Here is a 20,729-nt window from a genome sequence, read left to right on the forward strand (position 1 = left end):
ATAAAGATAAAGATGTTTGCTGAACGTGTACTCTCAGGCATGCGACCAACTGGTAGCCTGCACCTTGGTCATTACCATGGTGTTTTGAAGAATTGGGTCAAGCTACAAAATGAATATCCTTGCTTCTTTTTTGTCGCTGATTGGCATGCATTAACCACCCATTACGAAACACCCGATGTGATAGAGCAGTCGGTATGGGATATGGTGGTTGATTGGTTGGCTGCCGGAGTTGATCCCAATCAGGCCACTTTATTTATTCAAAGTAAGGTGCCTGAGCATGCAGAACTATTTCTCTTGCTTTCGATGGGTACACCACTGGGTTGGTTAGAGCGCGTACCTACTTACAAAGATCAGATTGAGAAGCTCAAAGAAAAAGATTTGCAGACTTATGGTTTCCTGGGGTACCCATTACTGCAAGCTGCCGATATCTTGATTTATCGAGCGCAATTTGTCCCTGTGGGCGAAGACCAGGTGCCTCATGTTGAAATGACACGTGAAGTCGCGCGCCGCTTTAACTATCTATACGGTCGTGAGCCTGGTTTTGAAGAAAAGGCCTTGGAGGCTGTGAAGAAGCTGGGTAGTAAGCGCGCCAAAATGTACGCTGAATTAAGAGTAGCCTTCCAAGAGCGGGGCGATGATGAGGCCTTAGAGCAAGCAAAAGCCTTGCTGCAAGAGGCGCAAAGTTTGTCGATGGCTGATCGTGAACGCTTATTTGGCTTCTTAGAAGGTGCTCGCAAAATTATTCTGCCTGAGCCACAAGCATTGCTGACTACAGCATCGCGCATGCCTGGAATAGACGGGCAAAAAATGTCCAAGTCCTATGGCAACACCATTAGTATTCGCCAGAAGCCGGAGGATGTCATCAAGTCTATCCGCACGATGCCAACTGATCCGGCGCGTGTTCGTAGAACTGATCCAGGTGATCCTGCTCGTTGCCCAGTGTGGCAGCTACATACGGTGTATTCGAATGATGAGACTAAGCAATGGGTTCAGAAAGAATGTCAATCAGCAGGTATTGGTTGTCTAGAGTGTAAGCAGCCCGTGATTGATGCCATCTTGCTCGAGCAGCAACCGATGTTTGAGCGTGCACAAAAGTATTTGGATGACCCTAGCTTGCTCCGCTCCATCATTGCTGATGGTTGCGACAAGGCGCGAAAAGTGGCGCAAGAAACCATGCGCGAAGTTCGCGAGGCAATGGGCCTGGCGTACGACTAAGAGCTTGCCAGTCTTGAGTCATCCGCATGATTCATTAAGCCTCCCATCTAATTGGGTAAGGCGTTATGCGCCGTTCATCCCTAAAAATGGTTTGGTTTTAGATCTTGCCTGTGGATCGGGCCGGCATACTACTTTTTTAGCTCAGTTGGGTTATCAAGTAATGGCGGTTGATCAAGATATCAACACAATCTCACAAAATCACTTGCCTACAGTGACTGCTAGGGCGATGAACTTAGAGGGTGAAGATTGGCCGCTCGATGGTGAGCGTTTTTCTGGGATTGTGGTGACTAACTACCTGTACCGCCCTTATTTGGATCGCTTGCCAGAAATGCTCGAGGGGGGAGGGGTTTTGATTTATGAAACCTTTGCTCAGGGAAATGCCCAATTTGGTAAACCCTCAAACCCGAATTTTTTGCTTAAACCCGGTGAATTATTGGCTTTTGCGCTCAATCAAGGCCTAAAAGTGCTCGCTTATGAGGATATTTATGAAGAAGTGCCTAAACCCGCCATGGTTCAACGGATTTGCACCGTAAAAGGCGAGCAAAAAGGGCGCATTCCGTTACAATTTCATGGTTAATACAGGTACGGATTCGGTATAAGTTCAGTGACAAATACAGCACACTCTAAAGGTAGTAAAAATCCCATAGCTGGGAGTATGCCAGCCATTGTTACTCCCATGTTTGAGGACGGCAGTCTTGATTTCGATGGCCTGCGCGGTCTCTTGGACTGGCACGTAGCCGAAGGCACTGATGGCATTGTGATTGTTGGCACAAGCGGTGAATCACCGACTGTCTCCGTTCAAGAGCACTGTGAACTGATTCGTGTAACGGTTGAACATATTGCTGGACGCATTCCGGTAATTGCCGGCACTGGTGGAAACTCTACCCAAGAAGCGATTGAGTTAACGAAGTTTGCTAAAAATGTTGGCGCTGACGCCAGTCTTCAAGTGGTGCCTTACTACAACAAGCCTACACAAGAGGGTATGTACGCCCACTTCAAAAAAATTGCTGAGGCTGTCGATCTACCTGTGATTTTATATAACGTACCAGGGCGAACTGTTGCTGATTTAGCCGGCGATACAGTGGTTCGATTGGCCGATGTGCCTGGAATCATTGGTATTAAAGATGCTACTGGAAGTCTTGAGCGTGGCACACTCTTAATTGCCGATCTGAAGCGTGCAGGGCACAGCGATTTTTCTGTATTTTCAGGTGATGATTTAACTGCAGCAATGCTGATGTTGATGGGTGGTAAGGGAAATATTTCTGTCACTGCCAATATTGCCCCACGCTTAATGCATGAGCTTTGTGTTGCCGCCATGTCTGACGATGTTGTCAAAACTCGCGCTATTCAATATCAACTATTGGCGGTGCATAAAGCCATGTTTACCGAAGCCAATCCAATTCCAGTGAAGTGGGCCCTACATGAAATGGGCAAAATCACTGCTGGTATTCGTTTGCCATTAACCCCTTTGAGCGTCTCTTTGCGAGAGCCTCTGAAAACCGCAATGAAACAGGCCGGCTTACTATGAACCAAATGATGCAATTTTTTCGTCGACACTCTATATCTCTTTGCGCAATTGCGATTACTTCTGCAAGTGTAGTTGGCTGCAAATCAGTCACAACGAATGACACGGTTGATTACAAAAATACAGGCGCTGTGCGCGGACCGAATTTATCTTATCCACCTGATTTAATTACAGCACAAGCAGATCGTCGCTATATTGTTCAGGATGGTAGTGCGACCATGTCTGAATACTCTGCTGCTGTTAAGAAGACTGCGCAAATGAAAACCAATGTCTTAACCGGTATTCCGGGTATGCACATTGAGCGTGATGGAGAAAGACGTTGGTTGGTAGTTGAAAGGCCCGCGACTGAGCTCTATCCGCAAGTAAAGGATTTTTGGCAAGAGAATGGTTTCCTACTGGTGGTGGATTCACCTTCAACTGGCATCATGGAAACCGATTGGGCTGAAAACCGCGCAAAGATTGCTCAAGACTGGATTCGCTCGACTGTTGGTGGAGCTTTAGATTCAATATTTGATACTGGTGAGCGTGATAAATATAAAACCCGTTTGGAAGTGGTTAAGCCAAATGAAACAGAGATTTATATCACCCAAAAAGGCGCAATTGAAAAGTGCGTTACCGATACAACCGGTGCCTGTATCTCAACTATCTGGACAGCTCGCCCCAATGATCCTGAGCTAGAAGCAGCGTTCCTGGCTCGCTTGATGGAGCGCTTGGGTATGACGCAAGAACAAGCGAAGGCAATGGCCTCTAAACCGCTTCCAGCAAAGCTTGCTAAGGCAAAGTTGGTTCAAGAGGGTGCGAATACTGCACATATTGATTTGAGCTCTGGCTTTGATCGCGCTTGGAGAGATGTGGGTCTCGCACTTGATCGATCTAGCTTTACTGTTGAAGATCGTGATCGCTCGACTGGAACATATTATGTACGTTATGTAAATTCAAAAGATCTTGGTGAATCCAAGGGAGGCTTCTTCTCGAACCTCTTTAGTAGCAAAGACGACTCTAATTTAAAAGCCAAGAAATATCGTGTTGTAGTTAAAGCAAATGGCGATGCTGCTTCAACCATCATTGTTCAGGATGCAGATGGTGGTCCTGAAAATACCCCGGCTGGCCTGCAGTTGTTGACGCTGTTAACGGAGCAACTTTCTCGATAGGGGAAGTTGTTTTTTCTGCCTAATACTTATAGATAAGAAACGGCAGGCAATAAAAAAGCCGCTTTGCAGCGGCTTTTTCTCTTCAAGAAGAAGATTACTTGCCAGCAGCAGGCATAGCAGCAGGAGCAGCAGCAGCTGGAGCTTCAGCAGCAGGAGCAGCAGCAGGTGCAGCAGGAGCAGCGGCTTCAGCAGGTTTAGCTTCTTCTTTTTTACCGCAAGCGGCCAAAGCAATAGCGAACAATGCTACGAGTACGAGTGACTTCTTCATTTGTAATTTCCTCTTAAAAAAAATTAACACCAATTACCGGTAATTGTTGTTGGAATTAACACGGGGAAACTCCCTAGGTGTTTTCCAGTATTTATTATAGCCATGTCTTTGCTTGATCTTCAAAAATGAGCCAGCCTGCCATATAGGCCTCAAAAAGACTACCCCCATCTTTCGGCTTTAGTATTTTGCTCAAGGTTTTACTGGGGTCGAGCGCTTTATCCTTCGATAGTGCGCGCCATGCGGCTTGGATTTCCACCGCCTGATCTTGGGTGACCACGTCCCCATTGCAATAAACCTGAGTTCCTATCGAAAGAATTCGGGTTTGAGGGTGTATCTTGAGCACCTTTTTTTCTAGATTGCGTGCAAATTGACTAGCAGTCAGGCAATGGGTGGGTCCATCAAAAAAGGCCCGAGGCTTGGGTTCGCTTAAATATGAGGCAATTCCAGGTAAAAACGTCTCGATTTGGTCTAATTTGAGACTGGCCAAACTACCCTGAAGCTGCTTGATCATCTGCTCTGGAACTTGCTCTGGATGCAGGCAAGCCTCTTGCTTGGGATCGCTATAGAGGCTAGCAAGCTCAGGAACGTCATCAAAGGATTCGGCAAGACGCCACAAGCCTTCGCGTAGCAATTCTCGATAAGTGGGGGCTCTAAAGCCTATCGACCAAGTTTGACAACCGCTATCGAGTGCAATGCCATCATGGGCAATGTGAGGGGGTAGGTAAAGCATGTCACCTGGCTCTAGAACCCACTCTTGATCATGCTTAAATTTCTGCAAAATCTTGAGCGGTAGATTGGGGTTTAGAGATAAATCTTCTTGGGCGGAAATGCGCCACTGGCGGCGTCCAGCCATCTGAATGAGAAAGACGTCATAAGAGTCAAAATGTGGGCCCACACCACCTCCAAGGCCTGCAATACTAATCATCAGATCATCTAAGCGAGCGTCTGGAATAAAGCGGAACCAAGAGAGGATATTGGCTGCCGCAGGGTGATGGGCTTCCATACCCTGAAGTAAGAGCGTCCAATTTTGATCTTTCAGACTTGGAATAGCCCTTTTTTTCAGTGGGCCCTCGGTCAAGCTCCAGGGTTTTGACTTAATTAATCTGGTTTCTGCCATTTCTTGACCGGCAAGCGCAAAGAGTGTATCGGCTGAAATGGGGCTCGATAAGGCAATCTTCTCTTCTTTAGCCATTGCAAATGCAGGAATAGCCTGTCGAACCAGTAATGGCTTTTTATGCCAATAGGTTTTCATGAACTGCTGTGGACTGATTTTTCCCAATAAGGCCCATGGCTCATCCAGGGGAAGGTCTTTGGGGGCATGCGGGGGTTCGTATGGCTTGCTCAAGTAAAATGAGGTCATAAAGTAAAAGCAATATTAAGATTGATTAAAAACGAATGTCTGAAGAATTCCGCATGAAGATTGAAAAAAATACCATCGTATCCTTACGTTATAAGTTAACCGATGCACAAAATAATGTCATCGAAGAACCTGATACCCCGATGGTATACCTGCACGGTGGTTACGAAGGTACTTTTCCTAAAATTGAATCCTTGTTGGATGGTCAGGATGTTGGCTATGAAGCGAGTATTCAGCTTGAACCTAGTGAAGCCTTTGGTGAGTATGATCCCGAGTTATTAAAAATCGAACCGCGTGTGCGCTTCCCCGAGCCTTTAGAAGTGGGCATGCAATTTGAGGGCGTTCCAGAAGCTGATGAGGAAGATGTTGAGCATGCGGCCGTTGATAGCGATGAGGACGAAGAGCCCTTAATTTATACCGTTACGGATGTAGCTGATAACCAGGTGGTGCTGGATGGCAATCATCCGCTAGCAGGCATGGCACTGCGTTTTTGGGTTCAGGTGGAGGATGTGCGCGCCGCAACGGATGATGAGATTGAAAATCGCCATCCTGAGGGCGGCGATAGTTTTAGCTTTGGCATGCCCATTGAGGGTGACGATGGTGATGAGGATGACTTCTTAGGTGACGAACCTGAGAATCCCAGTTCACACACCTTGCATTAAAAACCTCAAGCGTGTATTGGTACGCTTTTTTATTTCCGACTTACTCTTTGAGCCATTCCTTGAGGGCGCCCAGATCACGCTTGGCATCGCTAGATTCGCCGCTGGGCTGGGCTGGACTATCACTCAATTTGGCAAGTGCTTGCTCTAAAGCATGTATTTTTGCCTCTTGTTCCAGGCTAATATCAATTAAGCCCTTGAGCGCCATTGAAACAGGATCATCAATGTTTGGGGTGATGCCATAGGCTGAAAAATATTCCTTTGCTTTGCTATCGACGCTTTGAGGCAAATCAGGATGAAGAATGCGTGCTGGAATGCCAACAGCGGTTGCGCCCGCCGGAATTTCTTTCAGGACAACTGCGTTGGAGCCAACACGTGCTCCATCACCTACCGTAAAGCCGCCCAAAACTTTAGCGCCCGCACTGACAACCACGCCTTTACCAAGTGTAGGGTGACGTTTGATGCCTTTATAAAGCGAGGTGCCACCCAGCGTGACGCCTTGGTAAATGGTGCAATCATCACCAATTTCTGTAGTCTCACCAATCACAATCCCAAGTCCGTGATCCAAAAAAACTCGACGCCCGATTTTTGCTCCCGGATGAATTTCAATACCAGTCAGAAAACGTGCCAACAAAGAGAGTAGGCGCGCCAACCACTTGAGCCCTAGATTCCATAAGCCATGGGAAACACGATGAATCCACACTGCATGTAAACCGGGGTAGCACGTGATCACCTCAAGGCGATTTCTGGCTGCTGGGTCGCGAACAATGATGGAGTCGACTTGATCGAAAAGGGAATTAAACATGGGTTAATTTTAACGGGAGTAGGCTATTTTCTCAGAAGCATCTGTTTTGCAATACCGCGTAGGAGGTCGATTTCTTCTTTATGAAGACGGCTGCGTGCAAAAAGGGCTTGAAGGCGGGGCATGAGTTTTTTGGGGTTTGCGGGGTCTAAGTACCCAATTGCCTCTAGACCTTGCTGCCAATGGTTCAGCATCGCCTCAATAGCTACTGGATCTGCAAGTTCTGCCTTTTCCTCCCTCTGGGGTAATAGGCCAGCCTTCTGGCTGCTGGACGCGGCATTGAATGCTTCTCTGAGGCTAAAGGCGCAAACCATGATGGCTTGAGCCAGATTTAAGGAGGGGTAGACGGGATTGGCGTCGAGCCACACGCGATGCGTGCAGAGTGCAAGGTGCTGGTTATCCAAGCCAGTCCTTTCTGGGCCAAACAAGAGAGCTACCTTTTGATTTTGATCTACCGCTTGCGCAATCAAAGCCCTAGCCTCCACCCAATCAATCGAAGGTGGACCAAATTCACGATCGCGGCTAGTAAGACCCAAAACTAGGGTGCAGCTTTGTACAGCCTCGCTAATAGAGGTAAATTCTTGGCTTGATTCAAGTAAATCATTGGCCCCACTTGCCAAGGCTATTGCCTCAGGTTCTTTGGCAATCATGACGCTTTTTGGCTTAACCAAGCGCAAATCCTCAAAACCCATGGTCTTGAGGGCGCGTGCTGCTGATCCTACATTGCCAGGATGGCTGGTTTCTACTAGCACCCAGCGTAATTGTTTGGCTTGGGATGGGTTCATTGAGGCTGGTAATTGGACGGGGATTTGGGCAACATCTTTGGGTAATGGGGGCAATCGTTTAGAATCAAGCTGTTGACTCCATATTGTGCTGCAGATTTGCTTGTGCCGCTCAATCTGAGGAGTTTGTTCTTATTTAATTTGTCCATCAATACTATGCATCCCATGTTAAACGTGGCCATTAAGGCTGCCCGTCGTGCCGGAACGGTTATTAACCGTGCATCCCTCAATTTAGAGCGCTTGCAAGTAGATCGCAAACAGCATAATGACTTTGTGACCGAGGTGGACAAACAGGCAGAAGCCGCCATCATTGAAACTCTGAGTGAAGCCTATCCTACCCATGGATTTTTGGCTGAAGAAACGGGCGCGCAAAATACCGATGCAGAAAATGTGTGGATTATCGATCCACTTGATGGCACAACCAATTTCATCCACGGCTTTCCACAGTACGCTGTTTCTATCGCCTTGGCTGTGAATGGGGTGACTCAACAAGCCGTTGTGTACGATCCGACTCGCGATGAATTATTTACAGCCACTCGCGGTGCGGGGGCATACTTAGATCGTCGGCGCTTGCGTGTTGCTACTCAAGATCGCTTAGCCAATGCCTTATTGGGCACCGGCTTTCCTTATCGGGAAGACCAAGATCTAGAAAAATATCTCAAGATCTTTGCAGAGATGACGCGTCAGTGCGCTGGCTTGCGTCGCCCAGGCGCCGCCTCTTTAGATCTAGCCTATGTTGCTGCGGGACGCTACGATGGTTTCTTTGAAAGTGATCTCAAGCCATGGGATATGGCTGCGGGTGCCTTGCTTGTTACAGAGGCTGGTGGACTCATTGGTAACTATCGTGGTGAAGAGGGTTACTTGCAAAGCGGTGAAGTCATGTGTGCCAATCCACGCATCTTTGCGCAAATGGTTCAATCACTTTCTAAGTATTCGAATAGCAAGTAAACAACTGCTGAAACAAGAAGCGAGAGTTCATACTCTCGCTTTTTTATTTATGCTTTGATGAGATCTAAATAGCGGACACCCTGTTCATCTATGAGTAGTGCGCTCGCTTTTGGCATCTCACTTTCTGGGTGATCTAAATCCCAGTCAGATAAAACCCAGCGTTGCCATTCTTGTTCATTGAAATGCTCAACATGGTGAGTGGGTAAGTGGGTATGGCCATGAATCAGTTTATTGCTATTTTGAGCTGCCAATAGCGCAGCGCATGCAGTTTGGGTGACATTGCTGCGAAGCAAATTCTTTTCTGGTGCTGCGCTAGCGTAACGTTGGTATTGCACCGTGCTATTGCTACGTAAATGATTAGCGATTGCCCGACGCCATTTCAGCGGCATTCTTAAGAATAGTTTTTGTATCCAGGGTTTGCGTACCCAGCTACGAAATATTTGGTAACCCACATCGGCAGTGCATAAACCATCACCATGGCTCAGTACATATTCAGCGCCGCCAATGCTGACCTTGCAGGGATCTGAAAGCAAAGTCATACCAGTTTTTGAGAGGTAGTCATTGCCGACCAAAAAGTCCCGATTGCCATGCATGTAATAGGTCTTGACTTTGGTAGAAAGCGTTGCAATGGCACGCTTGACCTCTTGCTGGAAAGGCGAGAGCAAGCCCGCATCGTCGCCCACCCAATATTCAAATAAATCACCCAAGATGAAAACAGCCTCCACCTTAGGAGCTTCTTTTTCACAAAAGTCAAAGAAGCGTTGCGCCGTCAAGGGCATTGACGGCGTCAGATGAATATCTGAAATGAGCAGGGCGCTCGAATAGTGCGGAATCATTCTTCTAGAACGCTGGCCTTTTCAATCACAACATCTTCTGTTGGTACATCTTGATGAAAACCAGCGCTACCTGTTTTTACTTTGCGGATCGTGTCAACTACATCCAAGCCATCAGTTACCTTGCCAAAGACTGCATAACCCCAGCCTTGTGCATTTGGTGCAGTGTGATTTAAGAAATCATTGTCATTGACGTTGATAAAGAATTGAGCAGTAGCAGAATGTGGGTCACTAGTGCGAGCCATGGCAACTGTGCCACGCTCATTCTTAAGGCCGTTATTGGCTTCATTTTCAATTTCTGCGCCAGTGGGCTTTTGCTTCATACCTGAGGTCATGCCACCACCCTGGATCATGAAGTTATCAATGACGCGATGGAAAATGGTGCCGTCATAGTGACCATTTTTTACGTACTGCAAAAAGTTTGCAACACTCTTAGGCGCCTTAACAGCGTCCAGTGTTAGGGTGATATCACCTTTGTTGGTCTTCAAGAGAACTTTAGCCATGATTAAATCAACTTTCTTATGGTTTATTAGTGGTTGGAATGGGATTTTGAGGGGGAGTTTGGGCTGCCGCAGGTTTTTTACTTGGTGGCTTGAGTAATTCAAGTAGTGCCTTGGCGCGATTGCCGTACTGTCGTTGATATTGAGTGCCTTTGGCAGCCTCTTCATAGGCCTGTGCACCGAGACGAATATAGACTTCGCCTAAATTGGCTGAGGCAATGGTATAGCTTGGTCGTAGCTTGAGTGCCAGTTCTAAATAATCACGTGCCTCAATCCATTGTCCTTGATCAGCTGCGAGCGCGGCCAGATTGTTATAGGGCTCGGGTAATTCTGGAAATTGCTGGGTGATTTCAATGAGGGTCTTCTTGGCCGCATCAAATTGACGCAACTCTAGCTGAATACGGGCTTTTACAAAACGTAGTTGTACATTCCTGGGTGTCTTCTTAAGATGGGTATTAATGAGCTCAATAGCCTGTGGGTATTGATGGGCTTTAACTAGTTTTTCAACGTCCGATGGAACAGCATTTTTGGTCACGGGATCCGGCTCGATAATCAAAAATGACATCAGCGGTACAGCAACCGAATCAGATAGTTCTGAATTGACTATGCCGCTATTGGTAGTCAATTTAGGCGGGTCGTTAGGTCGATCGCCCCCGAGATAGGGCTGCTGGGCACAAGGGCAAGCCATTTCCTGTTTGTCCACAGCCAGGATTTTGGCTTCAGCCAGTTGTTGGCCTGTGCTGCTACAGCCTGCCAATACAAAGAGGGCCAGGCTCAAGGCCAATGCTTGAAAAGGCTTAAAACGGCGTGTTAAGACTGAAAATGACATAAGTGGTGGGGTGTAAAACGGACTCATTCGATATACTCAGCGCTCAGTCTAACAAATTGGCGCTACTTGCCTCCTCTTTATAGCTCTATGTTGCAAATCTATAACACCCTAAGCCGCTCAAAACAGGTATTTAAGCCCATCGTGCCAGGCAAAGTCAAAATCTACGTCTGTGGCATGACGGTATATGACTTTTGTCATATTGGTCATGCGCGGGTCATGATCGTGTTTGATATGGTAGTGCGCTGGTTGCGCGCGAGCGGCTATGAGGTTTTGTATGTGCGCAATATTACTGATATTGACGACAAAATTATTCACCGTGCGATTGAAAATGGCGAGTCAATTTCTACGTTAACTAACCGTTTTATCGAAGCGATGCATGCCGATTCTGATGAACTAGGTTTGATGCATCCTGACGTGGAGCCCCGCGCTACCCATTACATCGCGCAAATGCAGGGAATGATTGGCCGTTTAATAGAGAATGAGTTGGCCTACCAAGCGGATGATGGCGATGTGAATTTTGCGGTGCGCTTATTTCCAGGTTATGGCAAGCTCTCTGGAAAAACCCTAGATGAATTAAATGCAGGTGAGCGGGTTGCTGTTGGTAGTGGAAAGCGTGATCCATTAGATTTTGTCTTATGGAAAAGCGCAAAACCAGAGGAGCCTACAGATACGCGTTGGAGCTCACCATGGGGAGAGGGTAGACCAGGTTGGCACATTGAGTGTTCAGCTATGTCTTGCGATTTACTGGGTGATCATTTTGATATTCATGGCGGTGGAGCTGATTTGCAGTTTCCGCACCATGAAAATGAAATTGCCCAAAGCGAAGGTGCCCTGTATGGTATAGACCGCAAACCAGAAGACCAGCCCTTGGTGGATTACTGGATGCATAACGGCCATATCCGCGTCAATGAAGAGAAGATGTCTAAATCTTTGGGTAATTTCTTTTTGATTCGAGATGTTCTAAAGCAATTTGATCCCGAGGTGCTGCGTTTCTTTATGCTGCGCGCTCACTATCGCAGCCCCATTAACTACAGCGATGCTCAGCTTGAAGAGGCGCGTGCTGGTCTGGTTCGTTTATACACGGCTTTATCTCATGTGAACACGGCCAATCAGGCAATTGATCCACACTCCCCTTGGGTAGTGCGCTTTACTGAAGCCATGAATGATGATTTCAATACGCCTGAAGCAATTGCAGTCTTGTTTGATTTAGCTACTGAAATTAATCGTGCAAGCGGCACTGATAAGCAGGAGTTGGCCAGTCTCTTAAAGTGGTTGGCAGCAAGCCTACATTTTCTCCAACGTGATCCGACCGATTTTTTGCAAGCTGGAAGCAAGCAGGAGGGCGGTTTAAGTACAGCTGAAATTGATGAACAAATATTAGCGAGGGCAGCTGCTAAGCAAGCTAAGGATTTTGCAAAATCAGATGCGATTCGTAAAACACTGCTTGAGCAAGGAATTATTCTGGAAGATAAGCCCGGCGGCATTACGGAATGGCGTAGGGCATAGTGACTTCTTCTAAAAAAACGGATATTGCTGTGGAAAGTATTCTGGAATCAATTGCTCCAGATTATTGGGAGCAAGCTTGCAATGAGCTCATGAAGCAAGATCGCATTATGAAAAAAATCATTCCCAAATATGGGTCTGGGTTTTTGATGACACGCGGCGATCCTTTTACAACTCTCTCGAGAGCAATTGTTGGGCAGCAGATTTCTGTGGCAGCGGCTCAATCGGTTTGGAATAAAGTGGTCTTGGCTGCGAAAAAAATTACCCCCAAAAATATCCTCAAACTCACTGTTGAGGAATTGCGTGCCGCTGGCTTATCGGGTCGCAAGGTGGAATATATCCGTGATTTAGCAGACCATTTTGATAATGGCCGTTTGCATGCCAATCAGTGGAAAAATATGGATGACGAGAGTGTCATCAAGGCATTGTGCTCAATTCGGGGAATTGGTCGCTGGACGGCCGAAATGTTCCTGATTTTTAATATGGTTCGCCCTGATATTCTGCCTTTAGATGATGTAGGGTTAATCCGGGCGATTTCCCTCAATTACTTCAGTGGCGAGCCGGTCAGCCGCCATGAAGCTCGTGAGGTGGCAGCCAACTGGGCCCCATGGCGTACGGTTGCAACCTGGTATTTGTGGAGAAGTATCGACCCGGCCCCGGTTGAATATTAAAATCTAGCTATGAAAACGACTTTCCTGGATTTTGAGCAGTCAATTGCTGAACTAGAGTCAAAGATTGAAGAGCTTCAATTTGTGCAAGATGAATCATCGGTAGATATTTCCGATGAGATTAAAACCTTGTCCGAAAAGAGTCAGCAATTAACTAAAGACGTTTATGCCAATTTAACGCCATGGCAAGTGTGTCAGGTTGCACGCCATCCGCAGCGTCCTTACACCCTAGACTACGTGAACGCGTTATTCACAGATTTTCACGAGTTGCATGGCGATCGTACATTTGCAGATGATCAATCCATTGTTGGTGGTTTAGCCCGCTTTGAAGGTATGCCATGCATGGTGATTGGTCATCAAAAAGGGCGTGATACTAAAGAGCGGGCTCTGCGTAATTTTGGTATGAGTCGTCCAGAGGGTTATCGCAAAGCAATGCGCCTGATGCGCCTAGCCGAAAAATTTGGCTTGCCTGTATTTACGTTCGTTGATACCCCGGGCGCTTTCCCGGGAATTGATGCGGAAGAGCACAATCAATCAGAGGCAATTGGTCGAAACTTATATGTACAAGCAGAATTAAAAGTACCCATCATCGCCACCATTATCGGTGAGGGTGGGTCAGGTGGCGCTTTAGCGATTGCGATGGGTGATGTAGTACTCATGTTGCAAAACTCTACGTACTCTGTCATTTCACCAGAAGGCTGCGCCTCTATTTTATGGAAGACAGCCGAAAAGGCATCAGAAGCTGCGGAGCAGTTGGGTTTAACTGCCCAACGTATTAAAGCCATTGGCTTGATCGATAAGATTGTTCCTGAGCCCATTGGTGGTGCGCACCGGGATTACGACACCATGATGACTCATATGCGCAAAGCATTAGCAGAGTCACTCAAGGTATTTGAAGGCATGAAAGAGAGCGCACTTCTCGAGCGTCGCCATGAACGGTTAATGAGTTATGGCAAGTTCAAGGAAATCGAAAAAAAATCCTAAAACAATCAATCGAATCGCTGTTGCCTTAAGTGGTGGCTTAGATTCGGTTGTATTGCTCGATTCAGTTTGCAAGGCGAGTGATCCTGACCACACCGAGATTTGGGTATTCCATATCCATCACGGTTTACAAAAGGCTGCTGATGAGTGGATTCTATTTTGCGAGCAGCTTGCAAAAAAATACAAAGTTCATTTTGATTTCCGCCTTCTACATCTAAAAAATAATCAAGCTCAAGGTAATATTGAGGCGCGGGCGCGAGCAGGCCGTTATGAGGCGCTTGAAGATCTGTGTGTTGAACACAACATCCATGATTTACTTTTAGCCCACCATCAAAACGATCAAGCTGAGACCATCCTATTGCAATTACTCAGGGGGTCCGGTATTGCTGGCATGGCGGGAATGCCGCAGCAGCGTGAGCTAGTCAAGGGTAAAAGCATCACCTTATGGCGCCCATTGCTTGATCAAAGCAGGGCGCAGCTTGAGTCTTATGCAAAAGAACATAAGCTCAAATGGATTGAGGATCCCAGCAATGTCGATACGAGCTATCGGCGCAATGCAGTTCGTAAATATATTCTCCCAAAGCTTGTTCAAATTCAGCCAGAGGCAGTGGCTAATTTGGCGCGTAGTGCGCAGCTCATGGCCCAAGCGCAAGGACTGCTGGATCGACTGGCCGAGCAAGATGGTCAGGCAATCTTCACCCAGCATGAATTAAAAGTCGCCCCCCTCAAAGCGCTTGCAAAGAGCGACTTGCCCGCGGCAAATAATGTGTTGCGCTATTGGTTAAAGAGTCATAACCTAGGCATGCCTTCACAAGAGCGTTTGCAGTCTTGGTGGAGCGATCTTCATTCTGTAAAGCCTTCAGCCCAACTGAAATGGCAACATGATGGGGTCAGTATTTGCCTGTGGCGCAGCAAGCTACAGGTCACCAGCCCAAACCGCCAAGAGAACACGGGGGAGTGGGTTTTTAAGCCAATATCAGTGCGCAGTAAATTACCAGGTATTTCTCTGGATTGGATAGAGGAAGCTCAAAGCAGTGGATCCATTGAGTTGAGGAAGCGTAGCGGTGCTGAGAAATTGCAAATTAAGCCCAGCAGCCCCCGAAAGACTCTCAAAAATCTATTTCAAGAGCTCCAGGTGCCCCCATGGGAGCGCCAAGCGCCCTTGCTTTACATCAACGGCGAGTTAATCGCGGTGGCAGGTGTGGGAGTGAGTTACCCCCATTTAGCTCTGGTTGGACCCCGTGTGTGGCCTCAGTGGTTGCCTGCAACCTGAATGGTCGCAGACGGTGGCTCAAAACCCTGTAAAATAAGCCCTTTTTAGATCCTTAGGAATTCATTTCCTGATTACTGACGGTTTTTATGGCTCTTATTGTTCATAAGTATGGCGGCACCTCAATGGGCTCGGTAGAGCGCATTCAGAATGTTGCGAAACGCGTAGCTAAATGGATGCGTGCGGGTCACCAGGTGGTGATCGTTCCTTCCGCTATGTCGGGTGAAACAAATCGCTTACTGGGTTTGGCAAAGGATATTAATCCCGATGCAAACCCGCGTGAGCTCGATCAAATTGCCTCAACCGGCGAGCAGGTCAGCTCTGGCTTGTTGGCCCTGGCCTTAATGCGCGAAGGAGTGGATGCGGTGAGTTATGCCGGTTGGCAGGTAACAGTGCATACCGATTCTGCTTTTACAAAGGCGCGCATTAAATCGATTGACGATAAAAAGATCCTTGCAGATTTAAATGCAGGCCGTGCAGTAGTGGTAACCGGATTTCAGGGTGTAGATCCCAATGGCAATATCACTACCTTGGGTCGAGGCGGTTCTGACACATCTGCTGTAGCGATGGCAGCCGCCCTGAAGGCCGATGAGTGTTTGATCTACACCGATGTCGATGGTGTTTATACAACCGATCCTCGTGTTTGCGAAGATGCCCGCCGCTTAGATCGCATTACTTTTGAAGAAATGCTGGAAATGGCCAGCCTTGGTTCAAAGGTCTTGCAAATTCGTTCAGTGGAGTTTGCTGGTAAGTACAAAGTTAAAACCCGGGTTCTGTCTTCCTTGACAGATCCTTTGATGCCCTTGGCTGAAGAGATGAAGTCAGGCACCTTGATTACATTTGAAGAGGACAGCACTATGGAAGCCGCCGTTATTTCCGGCATTGCCTTTGCGCGTGATGAAGCAAAGATTACCGTTTTAGGAGTTCCTGATCGACCAGGCATTGCATACCAAATCCTAGGGCCGATTGCGAATGCCAATATTGATGTCGACATCATTATTCAAAATCAGTCTTTTGAGGGTAAAACAGATTTCACTTTCACTGTTCCACGTGCTGATTATCAAAAAGCTTTGGACTTGCTCAAAAACAATGTTCAGGCGCATATTGAAGCTAAAGAAATCACTGGCGATCCAAAAGTCTCCAAGGTTTCCGTAGTTGGCGTTGGGATGCGCTCCCATGTAGGAATCGCGAGCAAAATGTTCCGTACCTTATCGGAAGAGGGTATCAATATCTTGATGATCTCCACCAGCGAAATTAAGATTTCTGTCGTAATCGATGAGAAATATATGGAATTAGCAGTACGTGCCTTGCATAAGGCATTTGAGCTGGATCAGAAGTAAAAGGGCAATAAGGAGCAGTAATTCCCCTCAGTCAACGGAATCCGTTAAACTGTGGGGCGTTGTAAATGTATCGAAGTAAGGAGACGTGGCCGAGCTGGTCGAAGGCACTCCCCTGCTAAGGGAGCATCGGGGCTAAAACTCTGATCGGAGGTTCGAATCCTCTCGTCTCCGCCAAGATGTCAATAGTTAAAAGGGCTTTTTAGCCCTTTTTTCTTTTTCACCACAATTTTCCCCACGTTGGCCTTTAAATCAGTTGGGCCATAGGTTGCACCAGTAAGGTTCGGCAATCCATCCATCATCGCAGCTTACGAGGGCGATCCAATGTTCCTAACCTTACCACTAGTTTTTTTGAAAAGTTAGTGTGTAGTTATCAAAAACATGACTTAATAGTCCTAAGCGCCATTCCCGATGAATGCTACTGGCAATTAAAGCCCCCGTAACCATTAGGCCTACATTGAACTGGCATTGGATTTACTTGCTGCGGTCTATTGGGATCAGGTAGGCCCTGAAGTTGAATCTGTCTACCCTGGGTAACTCCATTCCCCTGTTGTTGAATTGGGGCGGGGGTTTGCTGCCATGCTGGCACACCCTGCATACATTGCTGAGGGTTTTGCTGATATTGGCATTCATTCCAATTTGGATTTTGAGCTATTGCATTCATGCTCATTAACAAAACATAAGCGAAAAGAATTTTCTTCATCATGAACCCATATAAATGTTATTGACATACATAACCGCCATATCCATTGGGAGTGCACACTTTGGACATAGGGTTTATTTGTTGAGGGCGATTAGGATCAGGCATACCATTTAATTTATAGGGCCTTTATTCCACCAGGAATCTTTCCAAGCCTGTCGATTGTTAGCCTCTCTTGCAGCCTGAGCTTGAGCCTGTTGGGCAGCCACTCCTCGTTGTTTTAGATCTAAATCAACTTCTTTTTCACGCATTGCCATTACATCATTGTAAATTTTTCGCTTTGCTTCATTTAGGTTTACATTTGTTTCTTGAAGGATGGTCATCCATTGTTGATTTGCTTCACCAATCGTGATTTTTTTATTCAATAACTGCGCTCCCAAATCATCAGATTTTTTGTAGAAATCAAGCCAAACAGATGGTAGATAGGGAGTCTTATCAAGAGCATTCAGGCGAATGCTTCGACAGCTTTTTTGTTCAATCATAAATTTCTGTAGGGCGGCAGACTGTTTAGAATTCAAACGCTGCTTTGAGAGCATTAAGTCTTTTGCATTAGGGTCTTTTTGACCGGCGAATAAGACTTCTTTATGCACCAACTTTGCCTCATCAGTGGCCTGAATTGAGTCGCTACATTGCTTAGTTTTTTGATTTGCGACCTTAACGGCTTCGACGTATGTGTCTGCTAGCTTTTCTGCGGGTGTTAATTTAGGTGCCGTACTTACTTGTTGATAGTTCCCGCCACCACAGCTAGCTAATGTCATTAGGCACAGCATTGAAATAAAGTATTTTTTCATCTTTTCTCGCTTTGGACCCTTTAAGCCATCTGCCAACTTTAAAGTTGTCAGAATTTAATACCTTTGGTGGCCTCACAATTGCCTGTTTCATGCTCCTGTAATTCTGGTCGCCATCTAGAGTCTGAAATCTTTCCATCTTTATCTAAAGTCCGATACGACGTATAGGCGTCAAATTTCCCCGTAATTCGATCAAAAGAATAGTAGGCAATGATGTGTACCTTTTCATAGGGCTTATAAGTATGGGTACTAGATGCGTTATTACCTAAAGATCCACTGAAGCTAATTTCAGATGATTCTGATTTGAAGCCATCAATCTTGTTCCAGCCCGCTGCAATTGAACCCTCTAAAACTGCACCAGTTTTAGCATCTATCAAAATACCCTTTTCTCCCTTAGATACATCTTCACCTTTTAAATTTAGATTTTTGAATTCCAATGTAGTTTTGCAAGATAAATAGATCTTTTCTGTTTGCCCAAATACAGACGTGCAAATTAAAAAAAGAAGTAAGACGGGTGATGCTTTGATGCATTTATTCATCTAGGAGCTCGGGGAGGGCAATTCTGTAATTTAATTTAAATCAAAAATACTAGTTAAATTTAACGTGGTTATTAGTCTCCAACCTTGCGATTCTTTTGTCAATGGAAAAGAACCGCAAAATCAGTCCTGGGCGCCCAAAGGGTTCTGTATCCTATGACGCAAAGCCTGCTATTGCTTTCGGCAAAGTGGTCAGGGCGAGAAGACTGGAAATGGACATATCCCAAGAAGCATTGAGCTCCTTAGCATCAGTTGAGCGATCCCATATGGGGAAGATTGAAAGAGGGGAACACCTACCCAATCTGGTGCTGATCTTGCGCCTCGCCCAAGCCCTTGAAATTAAACCCGGTAAGTTGATTGATGCCACCGAAGATTTAATGGGGAATTAAGACAAGCTCTAATCATGTATTAGCTTTAGTTAAACTGTTCCAGACCTATAACTAATAGTTAGTATTTACATGCTGGAGCATCAATTGTTCAATGAAAACCATCCTGATTGGGAGCGATTCCATCGTCTTGCCCAATATGGGCATAGTGGTTTTCAATACTTCCTAGCAGCACAGATCATAGGATCGGATGATTATCCCAATCGTCGAGTTGAAGCCTACAGGTGGGCTAGTCTTGCGGTCCTTTTGGGAGAATCTTTTGCACAAGAGATTCCAGACTTTCTTCGCCAGTCGATGTCTGAACAAGAGATTGATATGGCAAATCAGCTAATTGAAGATTGGTTTAGTAATGCTACTGTGTCAATCGGAGCAGGAGAAGGTCAGGCTGAGGGCTGGTCAGTGTCAATTCTGAAAATGTGCGAAGACATTTCTGATGCTGATATCTTTAATGGCCGTGGTAGAGAGAACCCTTATTCAGCGTGACAATAGTAGTTTAACTACTAAGGGTAAACCCTATGATAATCAGATTACTAATGGTAAACCCTATGGTAATCTGATTAGTATGGGGTGAAATTTAATCATCAGTTAATGTATTGATGATCCCATTTCTTTGAAATTCTTCATTGTCGATCTGAAGCATTTCATTGCAGCCAGCTACATTTTCTTTGGCTACAAAGAATTTCCCAGCCTTTTTTCCAAGTCTTTTATCTGCGTACTTCTGCAGATCGCTAAAAAAGTTAGGGCTATCTGTTGGGGGATGGCTCGGATTGGCACATTCTCCGCTCTTAGTGTTTCTACCTTTATGCATTCCAAAAACAGTGTGCTTAGAGGCAATTCTCTGTTCGCCTGAAATGAAAAGGTACACACATCCAGATTTGCATCGATTGAGAGCAATCGTGGTCATCTTTCTCATTTTGATGATGTTCCCAAGATCAAGTGCAACGGCTAGGTTCCCGCCGCCCGAATTAAGCTGCAATTCATAGGAGCTGCATCCCGAGTGGTCTGCTTTTTTCATGACCTCATCAAAAGCGTTTATTAAGGAGTCATTGATCTTGCCATCAATTTTTAGCTCACATTCTCCAGACCTATGAAGACTATAGTAAAGGGTGCCTTTGTCATATCTAGTGGAATGTAAATAACCATGATTAATAAAAATATAGTAGGAACCCACGCTTGCTAATACAAAAATACCTACTAGTATTTTTGTGCGAAGTCGGATTTTAGGTGGGGATGGTAACTTCAAGTTAGATCTCTTCTTGGCGTTTTCTTTTCAATTCAGCAATCAGATCAAAGAATACCTGAGCTCTCTCATTTGCTTCTTCCGAGTCAATGGCTTCCTCAATAATTTCAGTCCGAGCTAATTTAGGAATGGTGTATTCAACTGCCGACATAAACATATCAAAAGCTTTAGCAGGGTTGGGACGCACCAGATATTCGTGCGTTTGCTTCCCCGTCTCAATATCAACTTTACGGACGCCAGAAGCGACTGTATCAAGCCATTCAGACAGCTTATCTATGTTCCCCTCTATCAATGCTGAAATAGCCCTTCTTGAGTCATTTGAAGCCTTATTTGGAGTGCCTGCTTGTCTACCCCCAGTTTTATGTCCAATCGTCATCTCGTTTCTTCCATTTCTCTCTACTTTAGATAAAAGCATCAAGGATTCTTCTTGCTACTACTAGTCCCACTAGTA

25 protein-coding genes and 1 tRNA gene are annotated in these 20,729 nt (G+C 46.0%); 14 read left to right on the forward strand and 12 right to left on the reverse strand.

The window, feature by feature from the left end:
- Positions 1-12: 12 nt before the first annotated feature.
- The 4 genes from M2125_RS03125 (at position 13) to bamC (ending at position 3,891) form a co-directional block, all read left to right on the forward strand.
- Positions 13-1,215, forward strand: coding sequence for a tryptophan--tRNA ligase (locus tag M2125_RS03125; RefSeq protein WP_076023239.1), 1,203 nt, complete (start codon positions 13-15; stop codon positions 1,213-1,215).
- Between the two features lie 13 nt (positions 1,216-1,228).
- Positions 1,229-1,792, forward strand: a complete 564-nt coding sequence (locus M2125_RS03130) for a class I SAM-dependent methyltransferase (RefSeq protein ID WP_076023418.1) — start codon at positions 1,229-1,231, stop codon at positions 1,790-1,792.
- A gap of 78 nt (positions 1,793-1,870) precedes the next feature.
- Positions 1,871-2,743 carry a 4-hydroxy-tetrahydrodipicolinate synthase gene (gene dapA / locus M2125_RS03135; RefSeq protein ID WP_076023240.1) on the forward strand — a complete coding sequence of 291 codons (873 nt, stop codon included), beginning with the start codon at positions 1,871-1,873 and terminating at the stop codon, positions 2,741-2,743.
- Entirely contained in the window at positions 2,740-3,891 is a 1,152-nt protein-coding gene (gene bamC / locus M2125_RS03140) for an outer membrane protein assembly factor BamC (protein WP_425334230.1), read from the forward strand. The genes dapA and bamC overlap by 4 nt, the downstream gene beginning before the upstream one ends.
- A 94-nt stretch (positions 3,892-3,985) precedes the next feature.
- Here the strand turns inward: bamC and M2125_RS03145 are convergent, their stop codons facing one another.
- Together M2125_RS03145 and M2125_RS03150 are read right to left on the reverse strand one after the other, a co-directional pair.
- Positions 3,986-4,159 (reverse strand): hypothetical protein, encoded by a 174-nt coding sequence (locus tag M2125_RS03145; protein WP_280742461.1) that lies wholly within the window; start codon positions 4,157-4,159, stop codon positions 3,986-3,988.
- Between the two features lie 94 nt (positions 4,160-4,253).
- Entirely contained in the window at positions 4,254-5,519 is a 1,266-nt protein-coding gene (locus M2125_RS03150; protein WP_076023243.1) for a cupin domain-containing protein, read from the reverse strand.
- A 53-nt stretch (positions 5,520-5,572) separates the two neighbouring features.
- On the opposite strand from M2125_RS03150, the gene M2125_RS03155 reads away from it, so the two are divergent.
- Entirely contained in the window at positions 5,573-6,178 is a 606-nt protein-coding gene (locus M2125_RS03155) for an FKBP-type peptidyl-prolyl cis-trans isomerase (RefSeq protein ID WP_076023419.1), read from the forward strand.
- 40 nt (positions 6,179-6,218) lie between these two features.
- On the opposite strand, the gene cysE is transcribed toward M2125_RS03155, so the two are convergent.
- Both cysE and M2125_RS03165 read right to left on the reverse strand, forming a co-directional pair.
- Positions 6,219-6,980: a serine O-acetyltransferase gene (gene cysE, locus M2125_RS03160; protein ID WP_076023244.1), complete on the reverse strand. Its 762-nt coding sequence runs from the start codon at positions 6,978-6,980 to the stop codon at positions 6,219-6,221.
- A 23-nt stretch (positions 6,981-7,003) separates the two neighbouring features.
- Positions 7,004-7,816 (reverse strand): RNA methyltransferase, encoded by an 813-nt coding sequence (locus M2125_RS03165; protein WP_280742462.1) that lies wholly within the window; start codon positions 7,814-7,816, stop codon positions 7,004-7,006.
- A gap of 99 nt (positions 7,817-7,915) precedes the next feature.
- Between M2125_RS03165 and M2125_RS03170 the strand changes: the two genes are divergently transcribed.
- The gene (locus tag M2125_RS03170; RefSeq protein ID WP_076023421.1) at positions 7,916-8,707 is read left to right on the forward strand and encodes an inositol monophosphatase family protein; all 792 of its coding nucleotides are present in this window, start codon (positions 7,916-7,918) and stop codon (positions 8,705-8,707) included.
- Positions 8,708-8,754: 47 nt separating this feature from the next.
- Here the strand turns inward: M2125_RS03170 and M2125_RS03175 are convergent, their stop codons facing one another.
- From M2125_RS03175 to M2125_RS03185, 3 genes are read right to left on the reverse strand one after another with little or no spacing between them, the layout of a single operon-like run.
- A complete protein-coding gene (locus M2125_RS03175; protein WP_280742463.1) occupies positions 8,755-9,543 on the reverse strand; it encodes a UDP-2,3-diacylglucosamine diphosphatase in 789 nt (262 codons plus the stop codon).
- Positions 9,540-10,043, reverse strand: coding sequence for a peptidylprolyl isomerase (locus tag M2125_RS03180; protein ID WP_076023246.1), 504 nt, complete (start codon positions 10,041-10,043; stop codon positions 9,540-9,542). The genes M2125_RS03175 and M2125_RS03180 overlap by 4 nt, the downstream gene beginning before the upstream one ends.
- A 16-nt stretch (positions 10,044-10,059) precedes the next feature.
- The gene (locus M2125_RS03185) at positions 10,060-10,869 is read right to left on the reverse strand and encodes a tetratricopeptide repeat protein (RefSeq protein ID WP_233126613.1); all 810 of its coding nucleotides are present in this window, start codon (positions 10,867-10,869) and stop codon (positions 10,060-10,062) included.
- A gap of 87 nt (positions 10,870-10,956) precedes the next feature.
- On the opposite strand from M2125_RS03185, the gene cysS reads away from it, so the two are divergent.
- From cysS to M2125_RS03215, 6 genes are all read left to right on the forward strand, one after another.
- Complete coding sequence (cysS, locus tag M2125_RS03190; RefSeq protein WP_076023248.1) at positions 10,957-12,375, forward strand: cysteine--tRNA ligase; 1,419 nt, start codon at positions 10,957-10,959, stop codon at positions 12,373-12,375.
- A complete protein-coding gene (locus M2125_RS03195) occupies positions 12,375-13,043 on the forward strand; it encodes a DNA-3-methyladenine glycosylase family protein (RefSeq protein WP_076023249.1) in 669 nt (222 codons plus the stop codon). Before cysS ends, M2125_RS03195 begins: the two co-directional genes overlap by 1 nt.
- A 9-nt stretch (positions 13,044-13,052) precedes the next feature.
- Complete coding sequence (locus M2125_RS03200; RefSeq protein ID WP_076023250.1) at positions 13,053-14,024, forward strand: acetyl-CoA carboxylase carboxyltransferase subunit alpha; 972 nt, start codon at positions 13,053-13,055, stop codon at positions 14,022-14,024.
- Positions 13,990-15,294, forward strand: coding sequence for a tRNA lysidine(34) synthetase TilS (gene tilS / locus M2125_RS03205; RefSeq protein ID WP_280742464.1), 1,305 nt, complete (start codon positions 13,990-13,992; stop codon positions 15,292-15,294). The genes M2125_RS03200 and tilS overlap by 35 nt, the downstream gene beginning before the upstream one ends.
- Positions 15,295-15,380: 86 nt before the next feature.
- On the forward strand, positions 15,381-16,631 hold the full coding sequence (locus M2125_RS03210) for an aspartate kinase (RefSeq protein ID WP_277539800.1): 1,251 nt from the start codon (positions 15,381-15,383) through the stop codon (positions 16,629-16,631).
- A gap of 79 nt (positions 16,632-16,710) precedes the next feature.
- Positions 16,711-16,805, forward strand: a tRNA-Ser gene (locus M2125_RS03215).
- Between the two features lie 241 nt (positions 16,806-17,046).
- On the opposite strand, the gene M2125_RS03220 is transcribed toward M2125_RS03215, so the two are convergent.
- The 3 genes from M2125_RS03220 to M2125_RS03230 form a co-directional block, all read right to left on the reverse strand.
- A complete protein-coding gene (locus tag M2125_RS03220) occupies positions 17,047-17,334 on the reverse strand; it encodes a hypothetical protein (protein ID WP_280741911.1) in 288 nt (95 codons plus the stop codon).
- Between the two features lie 107 nt (positions 17,335-17,441).
- Positions 17,442-18,119 (reverse strand): hypothetical protein, encoded by a 678-nt coding sequence (locus M2125_RS03225; RefSeq protein WP_280741910.1) that lies wholly within the window; start codon positions 18,117-18,119, stop codon positions 17,442-17,444.
- Between the two features lie 47 nt (positions 18,120-18,166).
- Positions 18,167-18,553 (reverse strand): hypothetical protein, encoded by a 387-nt coding sequence (locus M2125_RS03230; RefSeq protein WP_280742465.1) that lies wholly within the window; start codon positions 18,551-18,553, stop codon positions 18,167-18,169.
- 203 nt (positions 18,554-18,756) lie between these two features.
- Between M2125_RS03230 and M2125_RS03235 the strand changes: the two genes are divergently transcribed.
- Entirely contained in the window at positions 18,757-19,041 is a 285-nt protein-coding gene (locus M2125_RS03235) for a helix-turn-helix domain-containing protein (protein ID WP_280742466.1), read from the forward strand.
- Positions 19,042-19,125: 84 nt separating this feature from the next.
- Positions 19,126-19,521, forward strand: coding sequence for a hypothetical protein (locus tag M2125_RS03240; RefSeq protein ID WP_280742467.1), 396 nt, complete (start codon positions 19,126-19,128; stop codon positions 19,519-19,521).
- Between the two features lie 91 nt (positions 19,522-19,612).
- Here the strand turns inward: M2125_RS03240 and M2125_RS03245 are convergent, their stop codons facing one another.
- Positions 19,613-20,281, reverse strand: coding sequence for a hypothetical protein (locus M2125_RS03245; protein ID WP_072582314.1), 669 nt, complete (start codon positions 20,279-20,281; stop codon positions 19,613-19,615).
- Between the two features lies 1 nt (position 20,282).
- Positions 20,283-20,693, reverse strand: a complete 411-nt coding sequence (locus M2125_RS03250) for a hypothetical protein (protein WP_280741906.1) — start codon at positions 20,691-20,693, stop codon at positions 20,283-20,285.
- Positions 20,694-20,729 lie beyond the last annotated feature (36 nt).

It is taken from the genome of Polynucleobacter sphagniphilus (assembly GCF_029892205.1).
Taxonomy (GTDB): Bacteria; Pseudomonadota; Gammaproteobacteria; order Burkholderiales; family Burkholderiaceae; genus Polynucleobacter; species Polynucleobacter sphagniphilus.

Excerpts from the sequence above, each read along its gene's own strand:
- M2125_RS03125 (WP_076023239.1), top strand. The coding sequence starts at position 13 with ATGTTTGCTGAACGTGTACTCTCAGGCATGCGACCAACTGGTAGCCTG.
- dapA (WP_076023240.1), top strand. The coding sequence starts at position 1,871 with ATGCCAGCCATTGTTACTCCCATGTTTGAGGACGGCAGTCTTGATTTC.
- bamC (WP_425334230.1), top strand. The coding sequence starts at position 2,740 with ATGAACCAAATGATGCAATTTTTTCGTCGACACTCTATATCTCTTTGC.
- M2125_RS03145 (WP_280742461.1), bottom strand. The coding sequence starts at position 4,159 with ATGAAGAAGTCACTCGTACTCGTAGCATTGTTCGCTATTGCTTTGGCC.
- M2125_RS03150 (WP_076023243.1), bottom strand. The coding sequence starts at position 5,519 with ATGACCTCATTTTACTTGAGCAAGCCATACGAACCCCCGCATGCCCCC.
- M2125_RS03155 (WP_076023419.1), top strand. The coding sequence starts at position 5,573 with ATGAAGATTGAAAAAAATACCATCGTATCCTTACGTTATAAGTTAACC.
- cysE (WP_076023244.1), bottom strand. The coding sequence starts at position 6,980 with ATGTTTAATTCCCTTTTCGATCAAGTCGACTCCATCATTGTTCGCGAC.
- M2125_RS03170 (WP_076023421.1), top strand. The coding sequence starts at position 7,916 with ATGCATCCCATGTTAAACGTGGCCATTAAGGCTGCCCGTCGTGCCGGA.
- M2125_RS03175 (WP_280742463.1), bottom strand. The coding sequence starts at position 9,543 with ATGATTCCGCACTATTCGAGCGCCCTGCTCATTTCAGATATTCATCTG.
- M2125_RS03180 (WP_076023246.1), bottom strand. The coding sequence starts at position 10,043 with ATGGCTAAAGTTCTCTTGAAGACCAACAAAGGTGATATCACCCTAACA.
- M2125_RS03185 (WP_233126613.1), bottom strand. The coding sequence starts at position 10,869 with ATGTCATTTTCAGTCTTAACACGCCGTTTTAAGCCTTTTCAAGCATTG.
- cysS (WP_076023248.1), top strand. The coding sequence starts at position 10,957 with ATGTTGCAAATCTATAACACCCTAAGCCGCTCAAAACAGGTATTTAAG.
- M2125_RS03200 (WP_076023250.1), top strand. The coding sequence starts at position 13,053 with ATGAAAACGACTTTCCTGGATTTTGAGCAGTCAATTGCTGAACTAGAG.
- tilS (WP_280742464.1), top strand. The coding sequence starts at position 13,990 with ATGGCAAGTTCAAGGAAATCGAAAAAAAATCCTAAAACAATCAATCGA.
- M2125_RS03210 (WP_277539800.1), top strand. The coding sequence starts at position 15,381 with ATGGCTCTTATTGTTCATAAGTATGGCGGCACCTCAATGGGCTCGGTA.
- M2125_RS03220 (WP_280741911.1), bottom strand. The coding sequence starts at position 17,334 with ATGATGAAGAAAATTCTTTTCGCTTATGTTTTGTTAATGAGCATGAAT.
- M2125_RS03225 (WP_280741910.1), bottom strand. The coding sequence starts at position 18,119 with ATGAAAAAATACTTTATTTCAATGCTGTGCCTAATGACATTAGCTAGC.
- M2125_RS03235 (WP_280742466.1), top strand. The coding sequence starts at position 18,757 with ATGGAAAAGAACCGCAAAATCAGTCCTGGGCGCCCAAAGGGTTCTGTA.
- M2125_RS03250 (WP_280741906.1), bottom strand. The coding sequence starts at position 20,693 with ATGCTTTTATCTAAAGTAGAGAGAAATGGAAGAAACGAGATGACGATT.